This window comes from Micromonospora sp. LHW51205 (assembly GCF_003315815.1).
Classification (GTDB): domain Bacteria; phylum Actinomycetota; class Actinomycetes; order Mycobacteriales; family Micromonosporaceae; genus Micromonospora; species Micromonospora chalcea.
The window spans coordinates 325918-347319 of sequence record NZ_QMEZ01000001.1; the positions used below are offsets into that span (position 1 = coordinate 325918).

General features: G+C 74.0%; 18 protein-coding genes. 3 read left to right on the forward strand and 15 right to left on the reverse strand.

Translation table 11 applies throughout. The annotated features are described in order from the left end of the window. Window positions 1-3: 3 nt before the first annotated feature. The 3 genes from DQE82_RS01490 to DQE82_RS01500 all read right to left on the reverse strand — a co-directional run bounded on the left by DQE82_RS01490 (window position 4) and on the right by DQE82_RS01500 (window position 4727). The gene (locus DQE82_RS01490) at window positions 4-621 is read right to left on the reverse strand and encodes an HAD-IA family hydrolase (protein ID WP_043325934.1); all 618 of its coding nucleotides are present in this window, start codon (window positions 619-621) and stop codon (window positions 4-6) included. Continuing rightward, window positions 618-4217, reverse strand: coding sequence for a chromosome segregation protein SMC (gene smc / locus DQE82_RS01495; RefSeq protein WP_113971821.1), 3600 nt, complete (start codon window positions 4215-4217; stop codon window positions 618-620). The genes DQE82_RS01490 and smc overlap by 4 nt, the downstream gene beginning before the upstream one ends. A gap of 315 nt (window positions 4218-4532) precedes the next feature. Continuing rightward, on the reverse strand, window positions 4533-4727 hold the full coding sequence (locus tag DQE82_RS01500; protein ID WP_013284566.1) for a hypothetical protein: 195 nt from the start codon (window positions 4725-4727) through the stop codon (window positions 4533-4535). A gap of 373 nt (window positions 4728-5100) precedes the next feature. On the opposite strand from DQE82_RS01500, the gene DQE82_RS01505 reads away from it, so the two are divergent. Next, window positions 5101-6285, forward strand: a complete 1185-nt coding sequence (locus DQE82_RS01505; protein ID WP_113971822.1) for a CAP domain-containing protein — start codon at window positions 5101-5103, stop codon at window positions 6283-6285. A 77-nt stretch (window positions 6286-6362) separates the two neighbouring features. Next, on the forward strand, window positions 6363-7232 hold the full coding sequence (locus DQE82_RS01510) for an endo alpha-1,4 polygalactosaminidase (protein WP_113971823.1): 870 nt from the start codon (window positions 6363-6365) through the stop codon (window positions 7230-7232). A 225-nt stretch (window positions 7233-7457) separates the two neighbouring features. Here DQE82_RS01510 and DQE82_RS01515 read toward each other — a convergent pair whose 3' ends face one another. The 9 genes from DQE82_RS01515 to rsmD all read right to left on the reverse strand — a co-directional run bounded on the left by DQE82_RS01515 (window position 7458) and on the right by rsmD (window position 15182). Next, window positions 7458-9674: an MMPL family transporter gene (locus DQE82_RS01515; RefSeq protein ID WP_113971824.1), complete on the reverse strand. Its 2217-nt coding sequence runs from the start codon at window positions 9672-9674 to the stop codon at window positions 7458-7460. A 239-nt stretch (window positions 9675-9913) separates the two neighbouring features. Next, complete coding sequence (mutM, locus tag DQE82_RS01520) at window positions 9914-10771, reverse strand: bifunctional DNA-formamidopyrimidine glycosylase/DNA-(apurinic or apyrimidinic site) lyase (RefSeq protein WP_113971825.1); 858 nt, start codon at window positions 10769-10771, stop codon at window positions 9914-9916. Continuing rightward, window positions 10764-11552 (reverse strand): ribonuclease III, encoded by a 789-nt coding sequence (gene rnc, locus DQE82_RS01525; protein WP_043325941.1) that lies wholly within the window; start codon window positions 11550-11552, stop codon window positions 10764-10766. The genes mutM and rnc overlap by 8 nt, the downstream gene beginning before the upstream one ends. Continuing rightward, on the reverse strand, window positions 11549-12508 hold the full coding sequence (locus DQE82_RS01530; protein ID WP_176722757.1) for a phosphate acyltransferase PlsX: 960 nt from the start codon (window positions 12506-12508) through the stop codon (window positions 11549-11551). Before DQE82_RS01530 ends, rnc begins: the two co-directional genes overlap by 4 nt. Window positions 12509-12640: 132 nt before the next feature. Then, entirely contained in the window at window positions 12641-12814 is a 174-nt protein-coding gene (gene rpmF, locus DQE82_RS01535; RefSeq protein WP_030500827.1) for a 50S ribosomal protein L32, read from the reverse strand. A gap of 5 nt (window positions 12815-12819) precedes the next feature. Continuing rightward, window positions 12820-13383, reverse strand: coding sequence for a DUF177 domain-containing protein (locus DQE82_RS01540; protein WP_043325942.1), 564 nt, complete (start codon window positions 13381-13383; stop codon window positions 12820-12822). 123 nt (window positions 13384-13506) lie between these two features. Beyond that, window positions 13507-14004, reverse strand: a complete 498-nt coding sequence (locus tag DQE82_RS01545; protein WP_043325943.1) for a hypothetical protein — start codon at window positions 14002-14004, stop codon at window positions 13507-13509. Window positions 14005-14145: 141 nt separating this feature from the next. Continuing rightward, complete coding sequence (gene coaD, locus DQE82_RS01550; protein WP_043325944.1) at window positions 14146-14622, reverse strand: pantetheine-phosphate adenylyltransferase; 477 nt, start codon at window positions 14620-14622, stop codon at window positions 14146-14148. Continuing rightward, window positions 14619-15182: a 16S rRNA (guanine(966)-N(2))-methyltransferase RsmD gene (gene rsmD, locus DQE82_RS01555; protein WP_064447027.1), complete on the reverse strand. Its 564-nt coding sequence runs from the start codon at window positions 15180-15182 to the stop codon at window positions 14619-14621. The genes coaD and rsmD overlap by 4 nt, the downstream gene beginning before the upstream one ends. 249 nt (window positions 15183-15431) lie before the next feature. On the opposite strand from rsmD, the gene DQE82_RS01560 reads away from it, so the two are divergent. Continuing rightward, window positions 15432-16370, forward strand: a complete 939-nt coding sequence (locus DQE82_RS01560) for a hypothetical protein (protein WP_064447026.1) — start codon at window positions 15432-15434, stop codon at window positions 16368-16370. Between the two features lie 83 nt (window positions 16371-16453). On the opposite strand, the gene DQE82_RS01565 is transcribed toward DQE82_RS01560, so the two are convergent. The 3 genes from DQE82_RS01565 to DQE82_RS01575 are packed head-to-tail and all read right to left on the reverse strand — an operon-like array spanning window position 16454 to window position 21261. Further along, entirely contained in the window at window positions 16454-17389 is a 936-nt protein-coding gene (locus tag DQE82_RS01565) for a serine hydrolase (RefSeq protein ID WP_064447025.1), read from the reverse strand. Between the two features lie 60 nt (window positions 17390-17449). Then, on the reverse strand, window positions 17450-19651 hold the full coding sequence (recG, locus tag DQE82_RS01570) for an ATP-dependent DNA helicase RecG (protein WP_064447024.1): 2202 nt from the start codon (window positions 19649-19651) through the stop codon (window positions 17450-17452). Then, on the reverse strand, window positions 19648-21261 hold the full coding sequence (locus DQE82_RS01575; protein ID WP_064447023.1) for a DAK2 domain-containing protein: 1614 nt from the start codon (window positions 21259-21261) through the stop codon (window positions 19648-19650). Before DQE82_RS01575 ends, recG begins: the two co-directional genes overlap by 4 nt. Between the last annotated feature and the right edge of the window lie 141 nt (window positions 21262-21402).

A 21402-nucleotide genomic window follows, 5' to 3' on the forward strand; every position in this document is an offset into this window, starting at 1 on the left:
GGATCAGTACGCCAGCGCCGCCCGCAGGTAGCGCAGGTCGGCCGGGCCGCTCCAGCGGTGGGCGGACAGCCCGGCCACCCGGGCGCCGGCCACCGAGCGGTCCTCGTCGTCGACGAACAGCACCCGCCCCGGTGGCGTCTCCAGCGCCTCGCAGGCGGCCTGGAAGTACTCCTTCGCCGGCTTGTGCACGCCGACGACAGAGGAGTTGACGATCACGTCCAGCTCGTCGGTCAGGTCGAGCGCGGCCAGGTCGGCGTCGAGCAGGTCGGTGGCGTTCGTGCCCAGACCCACCCGGATGCCCGCGGCCCGCACCTCGCGGACGAACGCCAGCACCTCCGGGTCCACCTCGCCGCGGTAGCTCTGCCACTCCTGGACCGCCGCGCGGGCCCGGTCCGCGCCGACCGCGGGGGTCAGCGCGTCGGCCACGCTCACCATCCACTGGGCGTGGCTGACCTGGCCGGTCAGCACCGGCTGGAGCAGACCCCAGGACATCGCGATCTCACCGAGGACGCCCTCGGTCAGCCCGTACTCCCGCTCGACGCCGGCGGCCACCGCCGGATCCCAGCGGCGCAGTACGCCGTCGAAGTCCACCAGGAGCGCCGTGGCGCGTTCCCGACTCACTCGCTCGTCACCTGTTCCTCGTCGTCGGCCCGGTTGAGCCGCTGGCTGATCACCTGGGTCACACCGGCGCGCATGGTCACGCCGTACAGCGCGTCGGCGATCTCCATGGTCCGCTTCTGGTGCGTGATCACGATCAGCTGGCTCTTCTCCCGCAACTGTGCCAGCAGCGTGATCAGGCGGCCCAGGTTCACGTCGTCGAGCGCCGCCTCCACCTCGTCCATGATGTAGAACGGGCTGGGCCGGGCGCGGAAGATCGCCACGAGCATCGCCACGGCGGTCAGCGACCGCTCCCCGCCGGAGAGCAGCGACAGCCGCTTGATCTTCTTGCCCGGCGGCCGGGCCTCGACCTCGACGCCGGTGGTGAGCAGGTCCTCCGGGTCGGTGAGCACGAGCCGGCCCTCGCCGCCGGGGAACAGCACCGTGAAGACCTGCTCGAACTCCCGCGCGGTGTCTTCGAACGCGCTGGCGAAGACCTCCAGGATCCGGTCGTCCACGTCCTTGACCACGGTGAGCAGGTCGCGCCGGGTGGCCTTGAGGTCCTCCAGCTGCTCGGAGAGGAACTTGAAGCGCTCCTCCAGCGCGGCGAACTCCTCCAGCGCGAGCGGGTTCACCTTGCCCAGCAGGGCCAGTTCCCGTTCCGCCTTGGCGGCCCGCTTCTCCTGCACCGGCCGCTCGTAGCGGACTGGCTCCGGCACTGGCCGCCCGTCCTTCTCGGCCAGCGCCACGTCCGCGTCGGTGGGCGGCACCAGCCGGTCCGGGCCGTACTCGGCGACGAGCGTGGCCACGTCCAGGCCGAAGTCCTCGGCCGCCTTGGCCTCCAGCTGCTCGATACGCATCCGCTGCTCGGCGCGGGCCACCTCGTCGCGGTGCACCTGGCTGGTGAGCCGTTCCAGCTCGGCGGCGAGGCGCTTGGCCGCGCCGCGTACCTCGGACAGCTCGGCCTCGCGGGCGGCGCGTTCGCGGGCGACGGCGTCGCGGTGCTCCTCGGCCCGGGCGATCGAGACGGTGAGCCGGGTGAGCGCCTCGCGGGCGCCGCCGACCACGGCCCGGGCGATCTGGGCGCCGCGGGCGCGGGCCGCGCGCCGGGCCGCGGCGCGCTCCCGCGCCGCGCGTTCGGCGGTGGCCTGCCGGGCCAGCGAGTCGGCCCGCCCGGCGATCGAGGCCACCCGCTCCTCGGCGGTACGCACCGCGAGCCGGACCTCCATCTCGTTCTGCCGTGCCTGCGGCACCATGGCGGCGAGCTGGTCGCGTTCCTCGGTGGACGGTTCGGCGTCGATCGGGGTGGCCTCGGCCAGCCGCAGCCGTTCCTCCAGCTCGGCCAGCGCCGCGAGGTCCCGTTCCCGGGCCGCCTCGGCGCGTGCCCGGGACTCGCCGAGCCGGTCGGTCTCCGCCTTCGCCGACCGGGCGGCCGCGCCCAGTTCGGCGAGGCGGCGCGCGGCGGCGTTGCGGTGGCTCTCCGCCTCCCGCTTGGCGGCGGCGGCGTGCTGCACGGCCTCCTTGGCGGCGGCCACCTCGGCGCGCGCCTCGGCGAGCTGTTCGCGCAGCTCGGCGGCGGTCCGTTCGGCGGTGGCGCGGTTGGCCCGCGCCTCCTCGACGGCGGCCTGCACCTCGATGAAACTGGGCGCCTTTGCCGACCCGCCCGCCGCCGCGTACGCCCCGACCACGTCGCCGTCGGGGGTGACCGCGCGCAGCTCCGGGTTCGCGGCGACGAGCGCGGACGCGGCGGCCAGGTCGTCGACGAGCGCGACGTCGCGCAGCGCCCGGTGCACGGCCGGCCGGATCTCGGCCGAGCACTCCACCAGGTCGGGCGCCCAGCGGGCGCCCTCGGGCAGCTTCGGGCGCAGCGCGTCCGCGGAGCCGTCCATGCCCGGCCCGGCGGGGCTGCCGACCAGCAGCCCGGCCCGGCCGGCGTCGGAGATCTTGAGCAGCCGCATCGCCTCGACCGCTTCGTCCACGCCGCTGACCGCCACCGCGTCGGCGAGCCCGCCCAGCGCGGCGGCGAGCGCCGCCTCGTCACCGGGCGCGACGGTGAGCAGCCCGGCGAGGCTGCCGAGCAGGCCGGGAACCTGGTCGGCGCGGGCCAGCAGCTCACCGGCGCCGTCCTTGCGGCGCAGGCCCATCGCGAGCGCCTCCTCGCGGGCCTTCCAGGTGGCGGCGTCCTTCTCCGCGGCGCGTTCCCCGTCGGCCAGGCTGCGCACCGCCGCCTGGGCCCGCTCGTGTACGGCCACCGCCTCGTCGTGCCGGGCGTCCAGGTCGGCGTTGTCCCGGTCCGCCTCGGTCGACTGCTCGGCGACCGCGTCCAGGTCGGCCTGAGCCTTCTCGGCCCGGCCCATCGCGTCGGTGTGCGCGGCGGCGAGCCGTTCGATCTCCTCGCCGGCGCTCGTGGTCCGGGCCCGGGCGGAGTTCACCTGGCCGGTCAGGCGGGCCAGTCCCTCGCGCCGGTCGGCGATCGCCTTGGCGGCGGCGACCAGTTCCCGCTCGGCGGCGGCGAGCTGGCGTTCCAGCTCCTGGCGGTGCTCGACCGCCTCGGCCAGCCGGATCTGGTCCTCGGTGAGCGCGGCGCGCAGCTCCTCCTCCTGCTCGCGCACGCGCCGCGACTCCGCCTCCAGCTGTTCCGGGTCGCGGCCGGGGCGCTCGTCGTCACCGGCGGCGCTGAGGTGACGCAGCCGTTCCCGGGCCAGTTGCTCGATCGAGCGGAACCGTTCCTGGAGCGCGGAGAGGCGGTACCAGGTGTCCTGCGCCGCCGCGAGCAGCGGGGCGTCCTCGGCCAGCGCCGCCTCCAGCTCGCCGAGGCGGCCCTGCACCTCGCCGTGCTCTGCCTCGATCAGCTCGCGCCGCTCGCGCAGCGCGGTCTCATCGGCGATCTCCTTGTCCAGTGTGGTCCGCAGCGTGTGCAGGTCGTCGGCGAGCAACCGCAGGCGGGCGTCGCGCAGGTTGGCCTGGATCGCGGCGGCGCGACGGGCCACCTCGGCCTGCCGGCCCAGCGGCTTGAGCTGGCGGCGCAGCTCGGCGGTGAGGTCGGTCAGGCGGTTGAGGTTGGTCTGCATCGCGTCGAGCTTCCGCAGCGCCTTCTCCTTGCGCTTGCGGTGCTTGAGGACGCCGGCCGCCTCCTCGATGAACGCCCGTCGGTCCTCCGGCTTGGCGTGCAGCATGCCGTCGAGCCGGCCCTGCCCGACGATGATGTGCATCTCGCGGCCGATGCCCGAGTCGGAGAGCAGCTCCTGGATGTCGAGCAGGCGGCAGGAGTCGCCGTTGATCTCGTACTCGCTCTCGCCGGAGCGGAACATCCGGCGGGTGATGGAGACCTCGGTGTACTCGATCGGCAGCGCGCCGTCGGTGTTGTCGATGGTGAGGGTGACCTCGGCCCGGCCCAGCGGTGCGCGTCCGGCGGTGCCGGCGAAGATGACGTCCTCCATCTTGCCGCCGCGCAGCGCCTTCGCGCCCTGCTCGCCGAGCACCCAGGCGATGGCGTCGACGACGTTGGACTTGCCGGAGCCGTTCGGGCCCACCACGCAGGTGATCCCGGGTTCCAGCTTCAACGTCGTGGCGGAGGCGAAGGACTTGAACCCCTTCACCGTCAGGCTCTTGAGATGCACCTTCTCGATCCTCGTCCGGTGGCCGCCGTACCGTCGCCGGCTGCGCGGACCTGGTGAACCCGCAGACTAACCCGGGACCGCGACGTCGCCGCCACGCGACCCACCCGGCACCTGCGGTGTCCGCTTTCCGCCCGGCCGTCGCGGTGGGAACGGAAATGCATGATCACAATTACCGGACGCAATTCCGGGCGGTTTCGCAAGATCGAGAATCACGGCGGGAACGGCGAAAAAGGGTACGCACATGGCTGCGCGCCGGCACTTGAGTGTCGGCGCGCTTTTCGGTGTGGTGCGATTCAGTTTTCCGGCGACTGGAGATCAGGTCAGCGCGGGCTCGGCCAGACGGAGGAGGTCGTCGGCCTCCGCCGCTGCCGCCGCGAGCCGATCGTTGTCGGCACGCAGACGCGTGATCTCGAACTCCAGTGCCTGAACCCTGGCACGCAGACGGGTGACCTCGTCGAGCAGGCGCCGGTCGGGCGCTGCGCTTACGTGGCCGTAGAGGGCCTTCGCCATGCTGAACTCCTTGATGTGCGCTGCCGGAAAGGCCGGCCAACGCGCGCCCATGATGTTCGCGGCTACCATTCCCGCTGTATCGGGGCATGGCTGGGCGCGACTGGCGACACCACTATATTGAGCCGAAACCCCCTCCTTCGTCAAGTTGACCAAGGCCGTAGATCATCTCCACGTCGGCCGGGCCACTCGCCGGGGGGCTGCCACAAGGCGCGGACACGCTCTGTCCGGACGCCTTTACTGTACGCCGGAAATGTGTGAACGCCTCACCCTCGGCGGCTGCTTCGCCTTAACTCTTTCTTAGCCACGTTGCCGCAGCTCCGAGCGCGCCCGTAGCGTCACCCCGGCCCGTAACCAACCCGTGGAGGGGACAGGCGTGTACCGCTGGAACGACCCGATCGAACCGGAGGGCGCCCGCCGGCGTCCCGAGCCGTCGACCGACGAGGGTCCGGCGTGGCTCAGCGACCGGCCCGAGCCGCGGTCGTCGTACCTCTTCGGCGACGGAGGGCAGCAGCAGCCCGCCGGCTACGGCCCCGCCGGTTACGGCGCCGAGCCGGCCGGCTCCTACCCGCCGCCCCGCGACCGGTGGAACGGCGAGGAACAGCCCACCGCCGCCTGGCACGGCCAGGAGCAGCCCGCCAATGCCTGGCACGCCCAGGGGCCGGCCAGGACCGGCCACGAGCAGCCCACGGCCGCCTGGCACGGCCAGGAGCAGGCGTGGCACGGCCAGGAGCAGCCGGCCGGTGGCTGGGAGCAGCCCGCGGCGACGTGGCAGCCGGCGGACGACATCCCGGCCGACGAGCCGCGACGCCGCAAGCGGCGCCTGTCCCGGCCCCTCGTGATCGGCGGGGCCGCCGCCGCGGCGACACTCGTGGTGAGTCTCGGCGTGGGCGCCGTCCTGCTGCCCGGCGACGACCAGGGCACCAAGCGTACCTCCGCCGACGCTCCGGTGGCCGCCGCGCCGCAGGCGCCAGAGGACGCCGGGGACACCCCGGCGGACACGCTCGCTGCTGAGTCGGCCAGCCCGTCGGCCGTACCGACCACCGCCGCGCCGAGCCCGTCCAAGAAGGCCACCCCGAAGCCGAGCCGCAGCACCGCGCCGTCGCGGCAGCAGGAGCGCAGCAGCGCCCCGAGCGGCGGCGGCACCGCGGCCACCAAGGCCACCGCCACGACCGCGCTGAGCGCGGAACTCCAGAAGGTCGTCACGCTGGTGAACCAGGAGCGGGCGAAGGCCGGCTGCAAGGCGCTGACCGTGAACGCCAAGCTGAACCTGGCCGCCCAGCGGCACAGCCAGGACCAGGCGGACCACAAGAAGATGGACCACAACGGCAGCGACGGCAGCGAGCCCAAGGACCGGGTGGAGCGCGCCGGCTACAGCTGGAGCATGGTGGGCGAGAACGTCGCCTGGGGCTACCAGAGCGCGGCCGAGGTGATGGACGGCTGGATGAAATCCGAGGGGCACCGGAAGAACATCCTCAACTGCGGGTACACCCAGATCGGAATGGGTCTGGCGCGCAGCAACGGGCCGTACTGGACGCAGGTCTTCGGCACGCCGCGCTGACCGCGCGTCGTGACGGGCCCGGCGCTCGTTGACCGGTCGGGGGCGGCGTCGGGCCGCCCGCGTCCGGGGAGTCGTCGATGCGGATCCGGCCGGGGTGGGCCGTGCCGCGCGCCCGGCCGGCCCGCGTCCGCCGACGTGGCCCGCGCCGGGGCGTGGCGCTCGCGCTGACCGCGGCGCTGCTCGTCCCGGCGCCGGCCTGCCGGCGGCCGATCACCCCGCCCGGCGCGCCCACGCCCTGGCCGGTCGCGCAGGCCGACAGGTGGCGGTGGCAGTGGCAGCTCACCACCCCGGTGGACGTCACCGTCGACGCCGACGTCTTCCTCCTCGACCCGGTGGCGACCACCTCGACCGAGACCGCCGCGCTGCGCGAGCGGGGCCGCCGGCTGGTCTGCCACGTCCGGGTCGGCACGTACGCCGCCGACGATCCGGACGCCACCCGCTTCCCCGCCGCCGTACGCGGCGCCGCCGTGCCCGGACGGCCGGGGAGCCGCTTCCTGGACGTACGGCGCTGGGACGCGCTGTCACCGGTGCTGGCCGACCGGTTCCGGCTGTGCCGGGGCAAGGGCTTCGGCGCGGTGGCGCTGGCCGACGCGGACGGCTACCGGTACCGCTCCGGTTTCCCGCTGGACTTCGACGACCAGTTGCTGTTCAACCGGCGGCTGGCCGGGCTGGCCCGCAAGCTCGACCTCTCCCCCGGCCTGGTCGACGACGTGGCGCAGGTGGCCGCGCTGGCGCCCGACTTCGACTTCGCGGTCAACCAGGAGTGCGTACGCCGCCGCGAGTGCGCGAAGCTGCTGCCGTTCGTCGACGCCGGCAAGCCGGTCTTCCACGTCGAGTACACGGGTGAGCCGGCGGATTTCTGCGTCACCTCGGTCGGCTACGGCTTCGCCTCGATCCGCAAGGACCGGCAACTGGACGCCTGGCGGGACCCCTGCGTACTGCCGTGACGCCCCCGTCCCCGGCCACCTGGGCCGATACGGCCACGGAGGTGCCGACACTCTGCGTGACGCCATGGCTCAAGGGGTGTACGCAAAGCGATATACCTGAGAGTCATAATTATGACTCTCAGGTATATCGCTCACTAGGGGATGCCGTCTCAGCCGCCAGCACGGTCCGGACCGGATGTCAAGCCGCGACGGACATGCCGCGCGGACCGGCGCCCGGACCCGGAATCAGCGGGCGCCGACCAGCTCCGGGGCCGGGGCGGGCGGCGGCTCCACCGCCGGGGCGACGACCGTACGGCGGCGCATGAAGCGTGGCGCCCACCAGTTCGCGTCACCCAGCAGCGTCATCACCGAGGGCAGCACGACCGCCCGGATGATCGTGGCGTCCAGCAGGATCGCCGCCGCCAGGCCGATGCCGAGCTGCTTGAAGTCGATCATGCTGAGCGTGGCGAAGATGGAGAACACCGCCACCATCACCACCGCCGCGCTGGTCACCACCCCGGCCGAGGAGGTGATGCCGTGCGCCACCGCCTCCCGGTTGGGCATGCCCCGGTCGACCGCCTCACGGATCCGGCTGACCACGAAGACGTGGTAGTCCATCGACAAGCCGAAGAGGACCACGAACAGGAACAGCGGCAGCCAGGTGACGATCGCGTCCATCGAGGTGAAGCCGAGCAGCCCTTCCGCCCAGGTGCTCTGGAAGACCAGCACCAGCAGCCCGTACGCGGCCCCGGCGGAGAGCAGGTTCAGCAGGATCGAGGTCAGCGCCACCACCACCGACCGGAACGTCCACGCCATCACCAGGAACGTCAGCGCCAGCACGAACGCGGCGACGATCGGCAGTTTCGCCCAGATGTGGGCGGCGTAGTCCTCGCTGGCGGCCACGCCGCCGCCGACCGCGTACTCCACGCCCGGGATGCCGCCGAGCGTGGCCGGCACCAGGTCCTCGCGCAGCTCGTGCAGCGACCGGGACGCCTCGTCGGAGCGGCTGGCGTGCGGCGTGGCCACCTCCAGCACCGACACCCGCCGGTCCGCCGACACCTGGATCTCCGGGCCGTCCGCCTCGGCCGGCGCGAAGAGCGGGTCCGTGGCGGTCCGGCCGGCCAGGTCGGTGAGCGCGGCCCGTACCCGGTCGGCCTGCTCGGCGGGCGCCCGCACGGCGACCGTGTGGCTGGTGCCGTTGCTCGGGAACGCCGCGGTGAGCCGGTCGTACGCCTGCATGGCGGCGGTGGTGCGCGGCACGTCCTCCGGGCCGGGGAACTTCAGCTTCATGCCGAGCGCGGGCGCGGCCAGCGCGAGCAGCAGCGCCACCGAGATCAGCAGCGTCGCCACCGGCGCGCGCAGCGCCGGCTTGAGCACCGCCGGCCAGAACCGGGGCCGGGCCGACTGACCGGTGCGCGGCGCGGTGAGGCGCCACAGCAGCGGCACCCGCGGCCGGTCCACCCAGCGGCCCAGCTTCGCCAGCAGCGCCGGCAGCACTGTGAGCGAGCCGATCACCGCGACCGCCACCACCAGGATCGAGCCGACGGCCAGCGAGGAGAAGATCGCGTCCTGGGCGAGCAGCAGACCGCCCATCGAGATGATCACGGCGGTGCCGGAGACCACCACGGCGTGCCCGGAGGTCTCCGCCGCGATCTCCACCGCGTCCAGACCGGAGCGGCCCTTCGCTCGTTCCTCCCGCTCCCGCCGCACGTAGAACAGCGAGTAGTCGACGCCGACCGCCATACCGATCAGCAGGATGACGCTGGCGGTGGTGTCGGTGGCCGGCACCAGGTGCGAGGCGAGCGTGGAGAGGCCCATCGCGGCCGCCACCGAGGAGAGCGCCAGCAGCACCGGCACGCCGGCGGCGATCAGCGCGCCGAACGCGATGATCAGGATGGCCAGCGTCACCGGCAGGCTGAGCAGCTCGGCGCGCTTGAAGTCCTTGCCGAGCGTGTCGTCGAGCGCCTTGTCGATCGACGGGCCGCCGACCTGCTCCACCCGCAGCTGCGGGTGCGCGTCCTGCACCTTCGCGGTGGTGTCCCGCAGCGGCTGCACCCGGTCCCCGGCGGTGCCCGGGTCGCCCGACATGGTGATCGGCACCAGCAGCGCGCTGCCGTCGCGCGACGGCATCGGCGTACCGATCGACGCCACGCCGTCGACCTGCCGCAGCCGGTCGGCCGCGTCCTGCGCGGCGGCCTTCGCCGCGGCCTGGTCGAGCGAACCCGAGCGGGCGGTGATCAGCACGTTCTCGGTCGCCGGCCGGTCGAACCCGCCACTGTCGACGATCAGCTGTGCCCGTCCGAACTCGCCGATCGCCTGATCCTCGTCGGTCGCCTCGTTCAGCCCGGCGGCGCTGCCGCCCACGAAACACACCGCCACGAAGACCACCCACAACGCGATCGCGCGCCACGGATGCTCCGCACTCCACCGTGCCAGCCGCACGGTCACCGGTCGCCTGCCCATGTTCCGGGTTCCACCCTCCTGATGCCGGCCCTGCGCCGACCCCAGATGACGCTAGGCAGCAGGCGGGGCCCCGGCATCGGGGAACGGCCCCCGCTCGTCCCCGATCCGGCGGGCGCGGTCCGCGCGGCCGGAACCGGCCGCACGGACCGGGCGGAAAAGGGCATCTCCGGGTACGCTCCGGCGCGTCTCCGGGGACCGTCCGGCGATGCACACCGGCGCAACCCCGAATCGGCTCGGGGTCAACCCCGGAGGGTGCCCCGGGGCCGCGGCTGACAACGCGGGCAGCTGTAGGAGGACCGGTTCATGAACGCCTCCCGCCGGATCGGCGCGCCGCAGCGCGGGCAGGGTTCGCCCTCCCGGCCGTAGGCGTTCAGCGACCTGTCGAAGTAGCCGCTCTCACCGTTGACGTTCACGTACAGCTCGTCGAAGCTGGTGCCGCCCTGCTTGATCGCCTCGGCGAGCACGTCCCGGATGTGCCCGAGCAGCCGCAGCGCGGCCGGGCGGGTGAGCGCGTCGGCCGGGCGGGCGCCGTGCAGCTTCGCCCGCCACAGTGCCTCGTCGGCGTAGATGTTGCCCACCCCGGAGATCAGCGTCTGGTCGAGCAGCGCGCGTTTGATCTCCGTACGCTTGCGGCGCAGCGCCGCCACGAACGCCTCGTCGGAGAACTCCGGGTCCATCGGATCGCGGGCGATGTGCGCGATCTCGGCCGGCAGCTCCGCCCCGCCTTCGGAGACGGACAGCCCGCCGAACGTGCGCTGGTCGACGAAGCGCAGCTCCGGCCCGTCGTCGGCGAACCGGAACCGGACCCGCAGGTGCAGCTCGTCGGCCGCGCCGACCGGCTGCAACAGCAACTGGCCGGACATGCCGAGGTGGCCGATCACCGCGTCACCGCTGTCCAGCGGCAGCCAGAGGTACTTGCCGCGGCGGCGTACGCCGGTGATCGTCCGCCCGGCGAGCACGTCGGCGAAGTGCGCGCCGCCCGGCGCGTGCCGGCGTACCGCCCGGGGGTGGCGCACCTCGACGGCGGCGATCCGCCGGCCGATCACCCACTGGGCCAGCCCCACCCGGACGGTCTCGACCTCGGGCAGCTCAGGCACGGCCGGCGCCCGCCTCGACGTCCGCCGTCTCGTCCTGCCCCGCCGTCTCGTCCCCCGCCGCCTCGGCCTCGGCCCGCTCGGTGATCATCCGCCAGGCCGACTCGGCGGCGCGCTGCTCGGCCTCCTTCTTGCTGCGCCCCTCCGCGCCGCCGTAGCGGTTGCCGGCGACCACCACCCAGGCGGTGAACGTCTTCAGGTGGTCCGGTCCGGTGCCCTCGATCCGGTACTCCGGCACGCCGAGCCCCAGCGCCGCGGTCAGCTCCTGGAGGCTGGTCTTCCAGTCCAGCGCCGCGCCCCGGCCCGCCGATTCGGCCATCAGCGGGTCGAAGAGCCGGTGGATCACGATGGCCGCGGTGTCCAGGCCGTACTGGAGGTAGATCGCGCCCAGCAGCGCCTCCAGCGTGTCGGCCAGGATGCTCGCCTTGTCCCGCCCGCCGGTGGCCTCCTCGCCCTTGCCCAGCAGCAGGTACGCGCCCAGCCCGTCCGGGCCCAGGCCACGCGCCACGTCGGCGAGCGCCCGCATGTTGACGACGCTGGCGCGCAGCTTCGCCAGCTGACCCTCGGGCAGGTCGGGGTGGTTGTGGAACAGCGCAGTGGTGATCACCACGCCGAGCACCGAGTCGCCCAGGAACTCCAGCCGCTCGTTCGTGGGCAGGCCGCCGTTCTCGTACGCGTACGAGCGGTGGGTCAGCGCGCGTTCCAGCAGTTCCGGGTCGAGCGACACTCCGAAGGCCGCCTCCAGGTGGCCGACGGGAGCACGCCGCCGCTTGTCGTTGGTCATGGTGCTACCTCGGTGTCGTGTCGGTCAGGTGCGGGTTCGTGCGCAACGTCGGCGAGCAGGGCGCGGACCGTTCCGGCGGCGTCGCGGCGCCACAGGTGAGCGGCCAGGGCGATGCCCGAGGCGACGTCCTCGGAGCCGGCCGCGCCGTGGCACACGACCACGGTGCCGCCCACCCCCAGCAGGGCGGCGGCGCGGGGCGCGCCGCCGCCGGGCGGAGGGCCACCGGCCATCGCGTACGCGCCCTCGATGGCCTTCAGCAGGACGTTGCCGGTGAAGCCGTCGGTCACCACCACGTCGGCGCGGGCGCCGAGGGAGATGTCGTACCCCTCGACCAGGCCGACGTAGCGCGCGTCGCAGGGCAGCGCCAGGGCGGCGATCGCGGGATCGGTGTGGCGGCGCAGCCGGTCGCCCTTGCCGGTCTCGTGCCCGACGGAGAGCAACCCGACGCGGGGCGCGGTGACGGAGTGCGCCACTGCCGCGTAGGCGGCGCCCAGGACGGCGTGCCGGGTCAGCGTGGCGGGGCCGGGTTCGAGCGTGCCGCCCACGTCCAGCAGCACCACGGGCCCCTCGACGGCGGGCAGCGTGGCGACGAGCGCGGGGCGGCGTATCCCGGTCCAGCGGCCGAGGCCGAGCGCGGCGGCGGTGACTGTGGCGCCGGTCGAGCCGGCGGAGACCACGGCGTCGGCGAGGCCGTCGCGGACGGCCTGCACGGCCGTGCGTACCGTGCTCTCGCCGCGGGCGGCGGTGGGATGGTCGGCCATGCCGACGGCGGTCCGCACCGGGCGGACCGTGACCCGGGCTCGCTGCGCCGGGTCGAGCGCACCGATCAGCTCGCCGGCCACCTCGATCGGGCCGACGAGCATCAGGTGCAGGGCGGGATCAGTGCGTACCGCTCGCAGAGCGCCGTCAACCACGACGGCGGGAGCATCGTCCCCGCCGAGGAGGTCGACGGCGATCCGCGCGGTGCCCGGCTCCGCCGGCCCGCCGGCCGGGGGCCGGTCGGCGGTGGAGGGAGCCGGGGCACCGGGCGTGAGCCTTGGTGCGCGCGTCACCCGACCGGTGGTCGGGGACGTCACTCGGCGTCCGCGTCAGACCTCGAGGACCTGACGGCCGTTGTAGGTGCCGCAGACGGAGCAGGCGGCGTGCGGCAGCTTGGCCGACTTGCACTGCGGGCAGGCCACGGTCGCCACCGCCGAGGCCTTCCAGTTCGCCCGGCGGGCGCGGGTGTTGCTGCGCGACATCTTGCGCTTGGGGACGGCCACGGTTCTTACTCCTCTGTACGGGTCAGTTGCGTCAGGCTCGCCCAACGCGGGTCGACCTGCTGATGGCTGTGATCGGCCGGCAGATCGTCCCAGTGCACCCCGCAGTCGGGGCACAGGCCTGGGCAGTCCTCCCGGCAGAGCGGGTTCGTCGGCAGCGCCAGCACCACCGCGTCCCGCAACGCCGGCTCCAGGTCGATCAGATCGCCCTGCATCCGGCCCACCTCGTCCTCATCGGTCGTGTCGTCCGTGGTGCTGTTCTCGTACGCGTACAGCTCCTGGATCGTCACGGCCAACGATTCGTCGATCTCGCGCAGGCAGCGGCCGCACTCGCCCTTGACGGGACCGGTGACGGTCCCGGAGACGAGCACGCCCTCGGACACCGACTCCAACCTCAGGTCGAGGTCGAGGTCCGCGCCCTCCGGCACACTGATCAACTCCACGCCGAGGTCCGCCGGTGCCGGCACGACCCGCTTGTGCGTACGCAACGCGCCAGGTCGGCGCGGCAGTTCCCTCGTGTCGAGGACCAGCGGCGACCTGGGGTCGAGTGTGCTTGGCGAGTGTTTGGGCATAGTCAGACTCCGGCCGATGAGAGGCCGACAAAGAAGGTTACCTGCCTGGCGGCGGACCGTCGAACCGGGGGCGGACCTCCGGCTCGGCGGCAGCCGGCTGTCGGCGACCGGCCCGCGCGCCGCTCAGAAGGGTAGCGGGCGGTCCGGCTCGTCCCCGGCGAAGGTGCCGATCTCGCGCAGCGCGTGCATCTTGTCCCGGCCGCGCTCTATCGAGGCGAGCGCCCGGGTGAGGAACTGCTCGAAGTTCGCCAGCGCGGTGTCGACGTAGTCGTCCACCTCCTCGCGGAGGCGCTGCGCCTCGGCCCGCGCCTCGGCGATGATCCGCGCGCCCTCGTGCTCGGCCGAGACGGTGATCTCGTTGACCGAGACCAGCCGGGCGTGTTCCGCCTCACCCTCGCTGATGATCCGGTCGGCCTCGCGCTTGCCGGCCTCCATGATCTTGTCCCGCTCCTCCAGCAGCGCGGCGGCCCGGCGCAGGTCGGCGGGAAGCTCCGCGCGCAACTCGTCGAGCGCGGCGATCATCTCGCCCCGGTCGACCATGCAGTTGTTGCGCGACATCGGGACGGAGCGGGCCTGCTCCACCATGGCGATCAGTTCGTCGATGCGATCGAGCGGGTCCACCGGTACCTCACTCCTGTCTTCGTCGGCCGCCCTCCATGATGCGGCCTGCGCCCGGCTTCGGCGCTGCACACATCATGTCGCGCCCGAGCCACCCACGCCCCACCCGCCCCACCCGGCGCGTCGCCCACCCCCGGCGGAGGGTCAGGGGCGGAGGCGGGTGGCCAGCTGCTCCCGGACCAGGTCGGGGACGTGGGCGGAGACGTCGCCGCCCCACTTCGCCACGTCCTTGATCAGGCTGGACGAGATGAACGAGTAGAGCGGGTTGGTCGGCATGAACAACGTCTCCACGCCGGCCAGGCCGATGTTCATCTGGGCCATCTGCAGCTCGTAGTCGAAGTCGCTCACCGCCCGCAGGCCCTTGATCAGCACACTCGCCTGCTGCGCCCGGCAGAAGTCGACGAGTAGACCGCGGAACGACTCGACCCGGACGTTGTCGTACGAGGCGGTGACCTCGTGGAGCATGTCGATCCGCTCCTCGACCGTGAACAGGCCCTGCTTCGACTGGTTGACCAGCACCCCGACGATCACCTCGTCGAACAGCCGGCTCGCCCGGCCGATGATGTCGAGGTGACCGTTGGTGACCGGGTCGAACGAGCCCGGGCAGACCGCACGTCTCATGATCGGCGACCGTACCAAAGAGTGGTCTCGCCGTAACGTCTGCTGCGCTCCGGAGTGACACCTTCCACCCACGTGACCGATCCGGAACGGCTGGACCGCTCGACGATCACCAGGGCGTCCGGGGCGAGCCAGCCGCCGTCGACCAGCGCCGCCAGCATCGCGGTGATCTCGGCGTCCGGCACCGCGTACGGCGGATCGGCGAAGACCACGTCGTACGGGCCGTCGGCCGGACCGGCGGCCAGCACGGTGGCGACCTTGCCGGTGACCAGACGCGCGGCGGGAGCGGCCCGGAGCGCGGCGATGTTGTCCCGGATCACCCGGGCGGCACGCGCGTCGGACTCGACGAGCAGCACGTGCGCGGCGCCCCGGGACAGCGCCTCCAGGCCGACCGCGCCGGAACCGGCGTACAGGTCGGCGAAACGTGCCCCGTCCAGGTCGACGTGCGAGTGCACGGCGCTGAACAGCGCCTCCCGGACCCGGTCGGAGGTGGGCCGGGTGCCGGCGCCGGGCGGCGCGGCGATCCGCCGCCCGCCGAGCGTGCCGGCCACGATCCGGGTCACCGTCGCTCCCTGCGCATGCCCCGACGCTACGCGACCCGCGCGCCGAGGTGGATCGAGCACCCGAGGTGACGCCGGGTGACTCGACGTACATCAATGATCTCGGATTCATAACGGACCCTTTACGACCCGTCGATCTCGGTAACGCCCGCACTGTCGATCTCGCTAGGGTCTGGCCCGATTGCCGGACGGACGCGCGGCTCCGGCCCCTCCGCCCGGTCTCTCCCATCCTCCCCCTCGTCAGGAGCAGGCGTGAATCGTCTCCACCTCCGGCGTGCCGCCGCCCTCACCGCCGGCACGCTGCTCGGCCTCGCGGGCGTCGCCACCGTCGCCGGCCCGGCCGCCGCCCACCACCCCGAGCCGTCCGGCAGCTACTGCGCCACCCCGAACGGCGCGGTCACCGTCACCTGGTCCGTGACCAGCAGTGAGACCGACATCTCCGGCCGCATCACCAAGCTCGTGTCCACAGTGCCCGGCCCGGTCAGCGGGGACCTGGCGGTCGGCGCCGAGCTGAAGCCGGCCGGCAAGGGCACGCTCACCGGCACCCAGACCCACACGTTCGCCGGCGCGATTCCGGAGCTGAAGCTGACCGTCGGGGCGCACTGGGACCGGGGCCGCAAGTCGCACGAGGGCGAGCGGACCGTGACGGCCCGCCCGGCCCGCGACTGCGTGACGCCGAGCCCGTCGCCGTCGCCCAGCACGCCGCCGAGTCCCACGCCCACGCCGAGCACGCCGGCCTCGCCGACCCCGACGCCGTCGGCGTCCCTCCCGCCGAGCCCGTCCACCCCGCCGTCGCCGTCCGCCCCGCCGGCGGAGCCGATCTTCAAGCTGGACCAGGACTGCGACTCGATGACGTTCGTCGTGGAGAACCCGGCCCAGGGCGCGCCGTTCACCGCCACGCTGACCACCGAGAAGGGCGTCACCAGGACGCTCGCGTCCGAGCCGGGCAAGACCAGCTCGGTCGAGTTCGACGCCTACCCGGGTCTCAAGGTCACCGTGAAGTACGACGTGGTCGAGGACGCCGAGACCATCCCGTACACCCAGCCGGACGACTGCTCCGGCCAGGGTGGCGGCCTGCCCGTCACCGGCCCGGCCGCCGGCGCCATCGTCGGCGGCGCCGCGCTGCTGCTCACCGCCGGCGCGGTGCTGTTCGTGGTGACCCGTCGCCGCCGGATCCGCTTCACCGCCTGATCCGCACCCGAGGGCGCGTCGACCACCCGGTCGGCGCGCCCTCGCCGTGCCTGCCGCGGGTCCGGTACAGGGCGCGCGGGCGGTCAGACCGCGTCGAGCACCGACGTGACCGCGACCGGGTCGACCTCGGCCTGGTTGGTCAGCAGGACGAGCCGCTCGTCGGAGTCGGGCAGCCAGGCGGCGAACGCCTTGTAGCCACCGTTGTCCCCGGAGTGGTGCAGCGCCCGCCGGCCGGCCAGCGGGCCGACGAAGAACCCGTAGCCGTACGCCTCGTCGGGCCGTCCGGTGGGCGCGTGCGGCGCGGTCATCGCCGCCACCGAGGCCCTGGCGAGCAGCCGCCCCCGGCGCGGTACGTCGAGCCAGGTGAGCAGGTCCGCCCCGGTGCACCAGACGTCACCAGCGCCCATGCTCACGGTCGCGAGGTCCCAGGACGGCACCGCCCGGCCGCCCTCGTGCCCGGTCGCCACGTCCGGCCGCCCCTCGCCGGAACCGGCGAAGCTGCCGGTCATGCCCAGCGGCGCGAAGACCTCCCCGGCGAGGAACTCGGCGTACGGCCGGTCGGCCACCTGCTCGACGGTCCGGGCCAGCAGCACGTAGCCGGGACTGCTGTAGTGCCACCCGGCGCCGGGCGGGAACAGTGGCGGCAGCGCGGCGAACCGGTCGAGCAGCTCGTCCGGTTCGGCCGGCCCGTGCAGGTCGATCGCCGGGTACTCCTCCCAGTGGCCGAGCCCCGAGGTATGGGTGAGCAGGTGGTGCAGCGTGATGCCGGACCACTGCGGCGGCGGCGTGCCGGGCAGCCGGCGTACCACCGGGTCGGACAGGCTCACCGCGCCCCGCTCGGCGAGCAGCAGCACCGCCACTGCCGCCATCTGCTTGCTGATCGAGGCGATCTGGAATCGGGTCGCCGGGGTGCAGCGCCGGCCGGACGCCTCGTCGGCGACCCCGGCGACCCGGTCCACCAGGAGCTCGTCACCTCGGGCCAGAAGCAGCACGCCGCGTTCGGGTGATGGTGTCGACATCTGCGCGAGCCTAGGCACGCCACGGGCGTGCCGCTGCCCCGCGACCGCACCGGCCCGCCGTCAGCCCTTCTCCAGGTATTCGGCGCGCTCCTCGTCGACGAGCGCGGCCACCGAGGCCGCGAGCGCCGGATGCCGGGTCAGGTCCGGGTCCTCCTCGACCAGTTCGATCGCCTCGGCCCGCGCGTCGCGGATCAGCTCGGCGTCGCGTCTGAGCGACAGCAGCCGCAGGTGCGAGCGCCGGCCGGACTGGGTCGCGCCGAGCACGTCGCCCTCGCGGCGCTGTTCCAGGTCGAGTTCGGCCAGCTTGAACCCGTCGGTGGTGGAGGCGACCGCGTCCAGCCGTTCCCGCGCCGACGAGCCCTCGACCGCCTCGGTGACCAGCAGGCACAGACCGGCGGCCGAGCCCCGGCCGACCCGGCCCCGCAACTGGTGCAGCTGGGAGACGCCGAAGCGGTCGGCGTCCAGCACGATCATCACCGTCGCATTCGGCACGTTCACGCCGACCTCGACCACTGTGGTCGCGACCAGCACGTCCAGCTCGCCGTCGGCGAACGCGCGCATCACCGCGTCCTTCTCGTCGGCGGGCAGCCGCCCGTGCAGCACCCCGATCCGCAGCCCGTGCAGGGGCCCCTCGGCCAGCAGCGGGGCCACCTCGGTCACCGCCAGCGGCGGGCGCCGGCCGTTGTCGTCCTCCCGCGGCGCCTCCTCGTCCGACACCGGTCCCTCACCGATGCGCGGGCACACCACGTACGCCTGGTGGCCCTTCGCGACCTCCTCGCGCAGCCGGCGCCAGGCCCGGTCGAGGAACGCGGGCTTCTCGGCGGCCGGTACGACGTGCGAGGCGATCGGCGAGCGGCCCTGCGGAAGCTGGGACAGCGTGGAGGTCTCCAGATCGCCGTAGACGGTCATGGCCACCGTGCGCGGAATCGGGGTGGCCGTCATCACCAGCACGTGCGGCGGCTGGTCGGCCTTGGCGCGCAGCGCGTCGCGCTGCTCCACGCCGAAGCGGTGCTGCTCGTCCACCACCACCAGGCCCAGGTCGTGGAAGTCGACGCCCTCGTAGAGCAGCGCGTGCGTGCCGAGCACGATGCCGGCCCGCCCCTCGGCCACCTCGGCCAGCGCCCGGCGCCGGGCCGCCGCGCCAAGCGAGCCGGTGACCAGCTCCACCCGGGTGGCGTCCTCGGCGGCGCCCAGCTCACCGGCCCGGGCGAGCGGGCCGAGCAGGTCGAGGATGCCCCGGTGGTGCTGGGCGGCGAGCACCTCGGTCGGCGCGAGCAGCGCGGCCTGCCCACCGGCGTCGACGACCTGGAGCATGGCGCGCAGCGCCACCACGGTCTTGCCGGAGCCCACCTCGCCCTGCAGCAGCCGGTGCATCGGGTGCGCGGCGGCCAGGTCGGCGGCGATCTCCCGCCCGACGACCTGCTGGCCGGAGGTCAGCTCGTACGGCAGCCGGGCGTCGAACGCGTCGAGCAGGCCGCCCGCCTTCGCCGGCCGGGCCCGCGCCGGCCACGCCGCGGCCCGGTGCTTGCGCTGCACCAGCGTGAGCTGCACGGCGAACGCCTCGTCCCACTTGAGCCGCCGACGCGCCCGGTAGAGCGCCTCCTTGCTGGTCGGACGGTGGATCTCGCGCAGCGCGGTGCCGATGTCGGCCAGGTTGCGGGTCGCCCGCACGGTGGCCGGCAGCGGGTCGTCCGGCGGGGTGAACGTGTCCAGCACGACGCGCACGCAGCGGGCGATCACCCAGGTCGGTACCGCCGCCGCGGCCGGATAGACCGGGATCAGGGCACCGGCGAACTCCTCGACCTCCTCGTTCGCCGCCGCCTCGCCCTCGCCGCCCTCGCCCAGCAGGACGTACTCCGGGCCGTTGAGCTGCCGCTTGCCCCGGAACTCGGTCACCTTGCCGGCGAACAACCCCCACCGGCCGGGCCGCAGCTCCCGCTCCCGCCACGCCTGGTTGCCGAAGAACGTGCAGGTGAGCACGCCGCCGGAGCCGTCGCCGACGGTGACCTCCAGCAGGTTGCCGCGCCGCTGGCGCATCGGGCGCACGGCGGTGCGCTGCACCTGGGCGAGCACTGTGACCTGCTCCCCCACGTCGAGCGAGCGGATGTCGGTGTGCTCGCCGCGCTCGTCGTACCGGCGCGGGAAGTGGTAGATCAGGTCGCCCGCGGTGTGCAGGTCGAGATGCCCGGCCAACGCCTTCGCGGTGCGCTCGCCGACCAGCTTCTTCAGCGGCGTGTCCACAGTGGCCGCCTCGCTCGTCATTCGACCCCCACCAGGAGCGGATAGTGCGGCTGCCCGCCCTCGTACGCCTGCACCTCGACGAACGGCCAGGCCCGCTCGACATGCTCACGGACCCGGTCGGCCAGCCCGGCCGGCGCATCCGCGCCGCACAGCAGCGTGACCAGCTCACCGCCACCGCCGAGCATCCGGTCCACCACCGCGATGCAGGTGTCGGTCAGATCCTGCCCGATCAGGTGCACCTCGCCCTCGACCAGCGCCAGCACGTCACCCGCGCGGGCCGGGCCGGCGACGGTGAGCGCCTCCCGGGCGGCGTGGCACACCTCGGCGTACCGGCAGGCGCCGGCCGCCTCGGCCATCGCGATCACGTCGTCCTCGAAGCGCCGCTTCGGATCGCGTACTGCGAGCGCCGCGAGCGCCTGCACCGGGGAACGGGTGGGCACCACGCTCACCTTGACGCCGAGGCCGTACGCCTCCTTCGCGGCCGCGCTCGCCACCGACTGCGTGTTCGGGTCGTTCGGCAGCACCACCACCCGGGCGGCGCCGGTGGCCCGGATCGCGTTCAGCAGCTCACCGGTGGACGGGTTGGCCGGCACCACCACGGCGCCCTCGGCGGCGAACAGCTCGGCGATGCCCGCGCCGGTGGCCACCACCACGGCGGCCCGGCCGTCCGGGCGCGCCACCTGCGGCGCGGGCGCCGGGGCGGTCTGGTCGGCGAAGCGGGTCACGCCGATGCGGTGCGGCCGGCCGGCGACCACGCCCGCCTCGATCGCCGCCCCGACGTCGTTGACGTGCACGTGCACGTTCCAGGTGCCGGCGCCGTCGCCGACGATCGCCAGCGAGTCGCCGAGCACTGCCAACTCGGCGCGCAGCCGGGCCACGGCCTCGTCGTCCGCGTCGAGCAGGTACTGCACCTCGTAGGCGTACACGTCGGAGCCGCTCTCCCGCACGGCCGTGGCCGGCGGACGGCGGGTGGGCGGCGCGGGCGCCGCCTGCGCCGGGCTCTCCCCCGTGACCACCTCGACCAGCGCGTCAAGCAGCAGACACAGGCCGCGCCCACCGGCGTCGACCACGCCCGCGCGGGCCAGCTCCGGCAACTGCTCGGGGGTACGCGCCAGCGCGTGCGCCGCCGCCTCGGCCGCGGCCCGGGCCACTGTGCGCAGGTCGTCGCTGTCCGCGAGACGGGCCGCGTGGGCCGCCGCGGCGACCACGCTGAGCAGGGTGCCCTCGACCGGCCGGGCGACCGCGGCGTAGGCGGCTGTGGTGGCGTCGGCCAGCGCGTCGGCGAGCTGCCGCCCGCCCACTGCGGGAGCGGCGGCGAGCGTGTCGGCGAGGCCGCGCAGGATCTGCGAGACGATCACCCCGGAGTTGCCGCGCGCCCCGAGCAGCGCGCCCCGGGCCATCAGCCGCAGCGCGTGCCCGTGCGGGGTGTGCCCGTCGTCGGGGAGGGTGCCGAGGTCCATGGCCAGGGCCTGCTGGGCCGAGGTCAGCGTGAGGACCAGGTTGGTGCCGGTGTCGCCGTCGGGCACCGGGTAGACGTTCAGCTCGTCGATCTCGCCCTGGTGCCGCCGGAGGGCGGCCAGCCCGCTCGCGCACCAGCGGCGCACCGCTGCGGCGTCGAGGGTCTCCAGCACGTCGGGAAGCCTACTGGCGCGCACCGACACGCGCCGGGGTCGTCCGCCGCGTGTCCGCCCCGCCCGCCGGCCCGGCCGGGTCGCCGGTACGCTGGGTGGGCTCGCGAAAGGGCCGGTTGGGCGTACCGACTGTCATCGGGT

Bases quoted from the DNA above. Each gene is read 5' to 3' on its own strand.
- DQE82_RS01500 (WP_013284566.1), bottom strand. From the start codon at position 4,727: ATGGCGAAGGCCCTCTACGGCCACGTAAGCGCAGCGCCCGACCGGCGC.
- DQE82_RS01510 (WP_113971823.1), top strand. From the start codon at position 6,363: ATGCGGATCCGGCCGGGGTGGGCCGTGCCGCGCGCCCGGCCGGCCCGC.
- DQE82_RS01515 (WP_113971824.1), bottom strand. From the start codon at position 9,674: ATGGGCAGGCGACCGGTGACCGTGCGGCTGGCACGGTGGAGTGCGGAG.
- rnc (WP_043325941.1), bottom strand. From the start codon at position 11,552: ATGACCAACGACAAGCGGCGGCGTGCTCCCGTCGGCCACCTGGAGGCG.
- DQE82_RS01540 (WP_043325942.1), bottom strand. From the start codon at position 13,383: ATGCCCAAACACTCGCCAAGCACACTCGACCCCAGGTCGCCGCTGGTC.
- coaD (WP_043325944.1), bottom strand. From the start codon at position 14,622: ATGAGACGTGCGGTCTGCCCGGGCTCGTTCGACCCGGTCACCAACGGT.
- DQE82_RS01565 (WP_064447025.1), bottom strand. From the start codon at position 17,389: ATGTCGACACCATCACCCGAACGCGGCGTGCTGCTTCTGGCCCGAGGT.
- recG (WP_064447024.1), bottom strand. From the start codon at position 19,651: ATGACGAGCGAGGCGGCCACTGTGGACACGCCGCTGAAGAAGCTGGTC.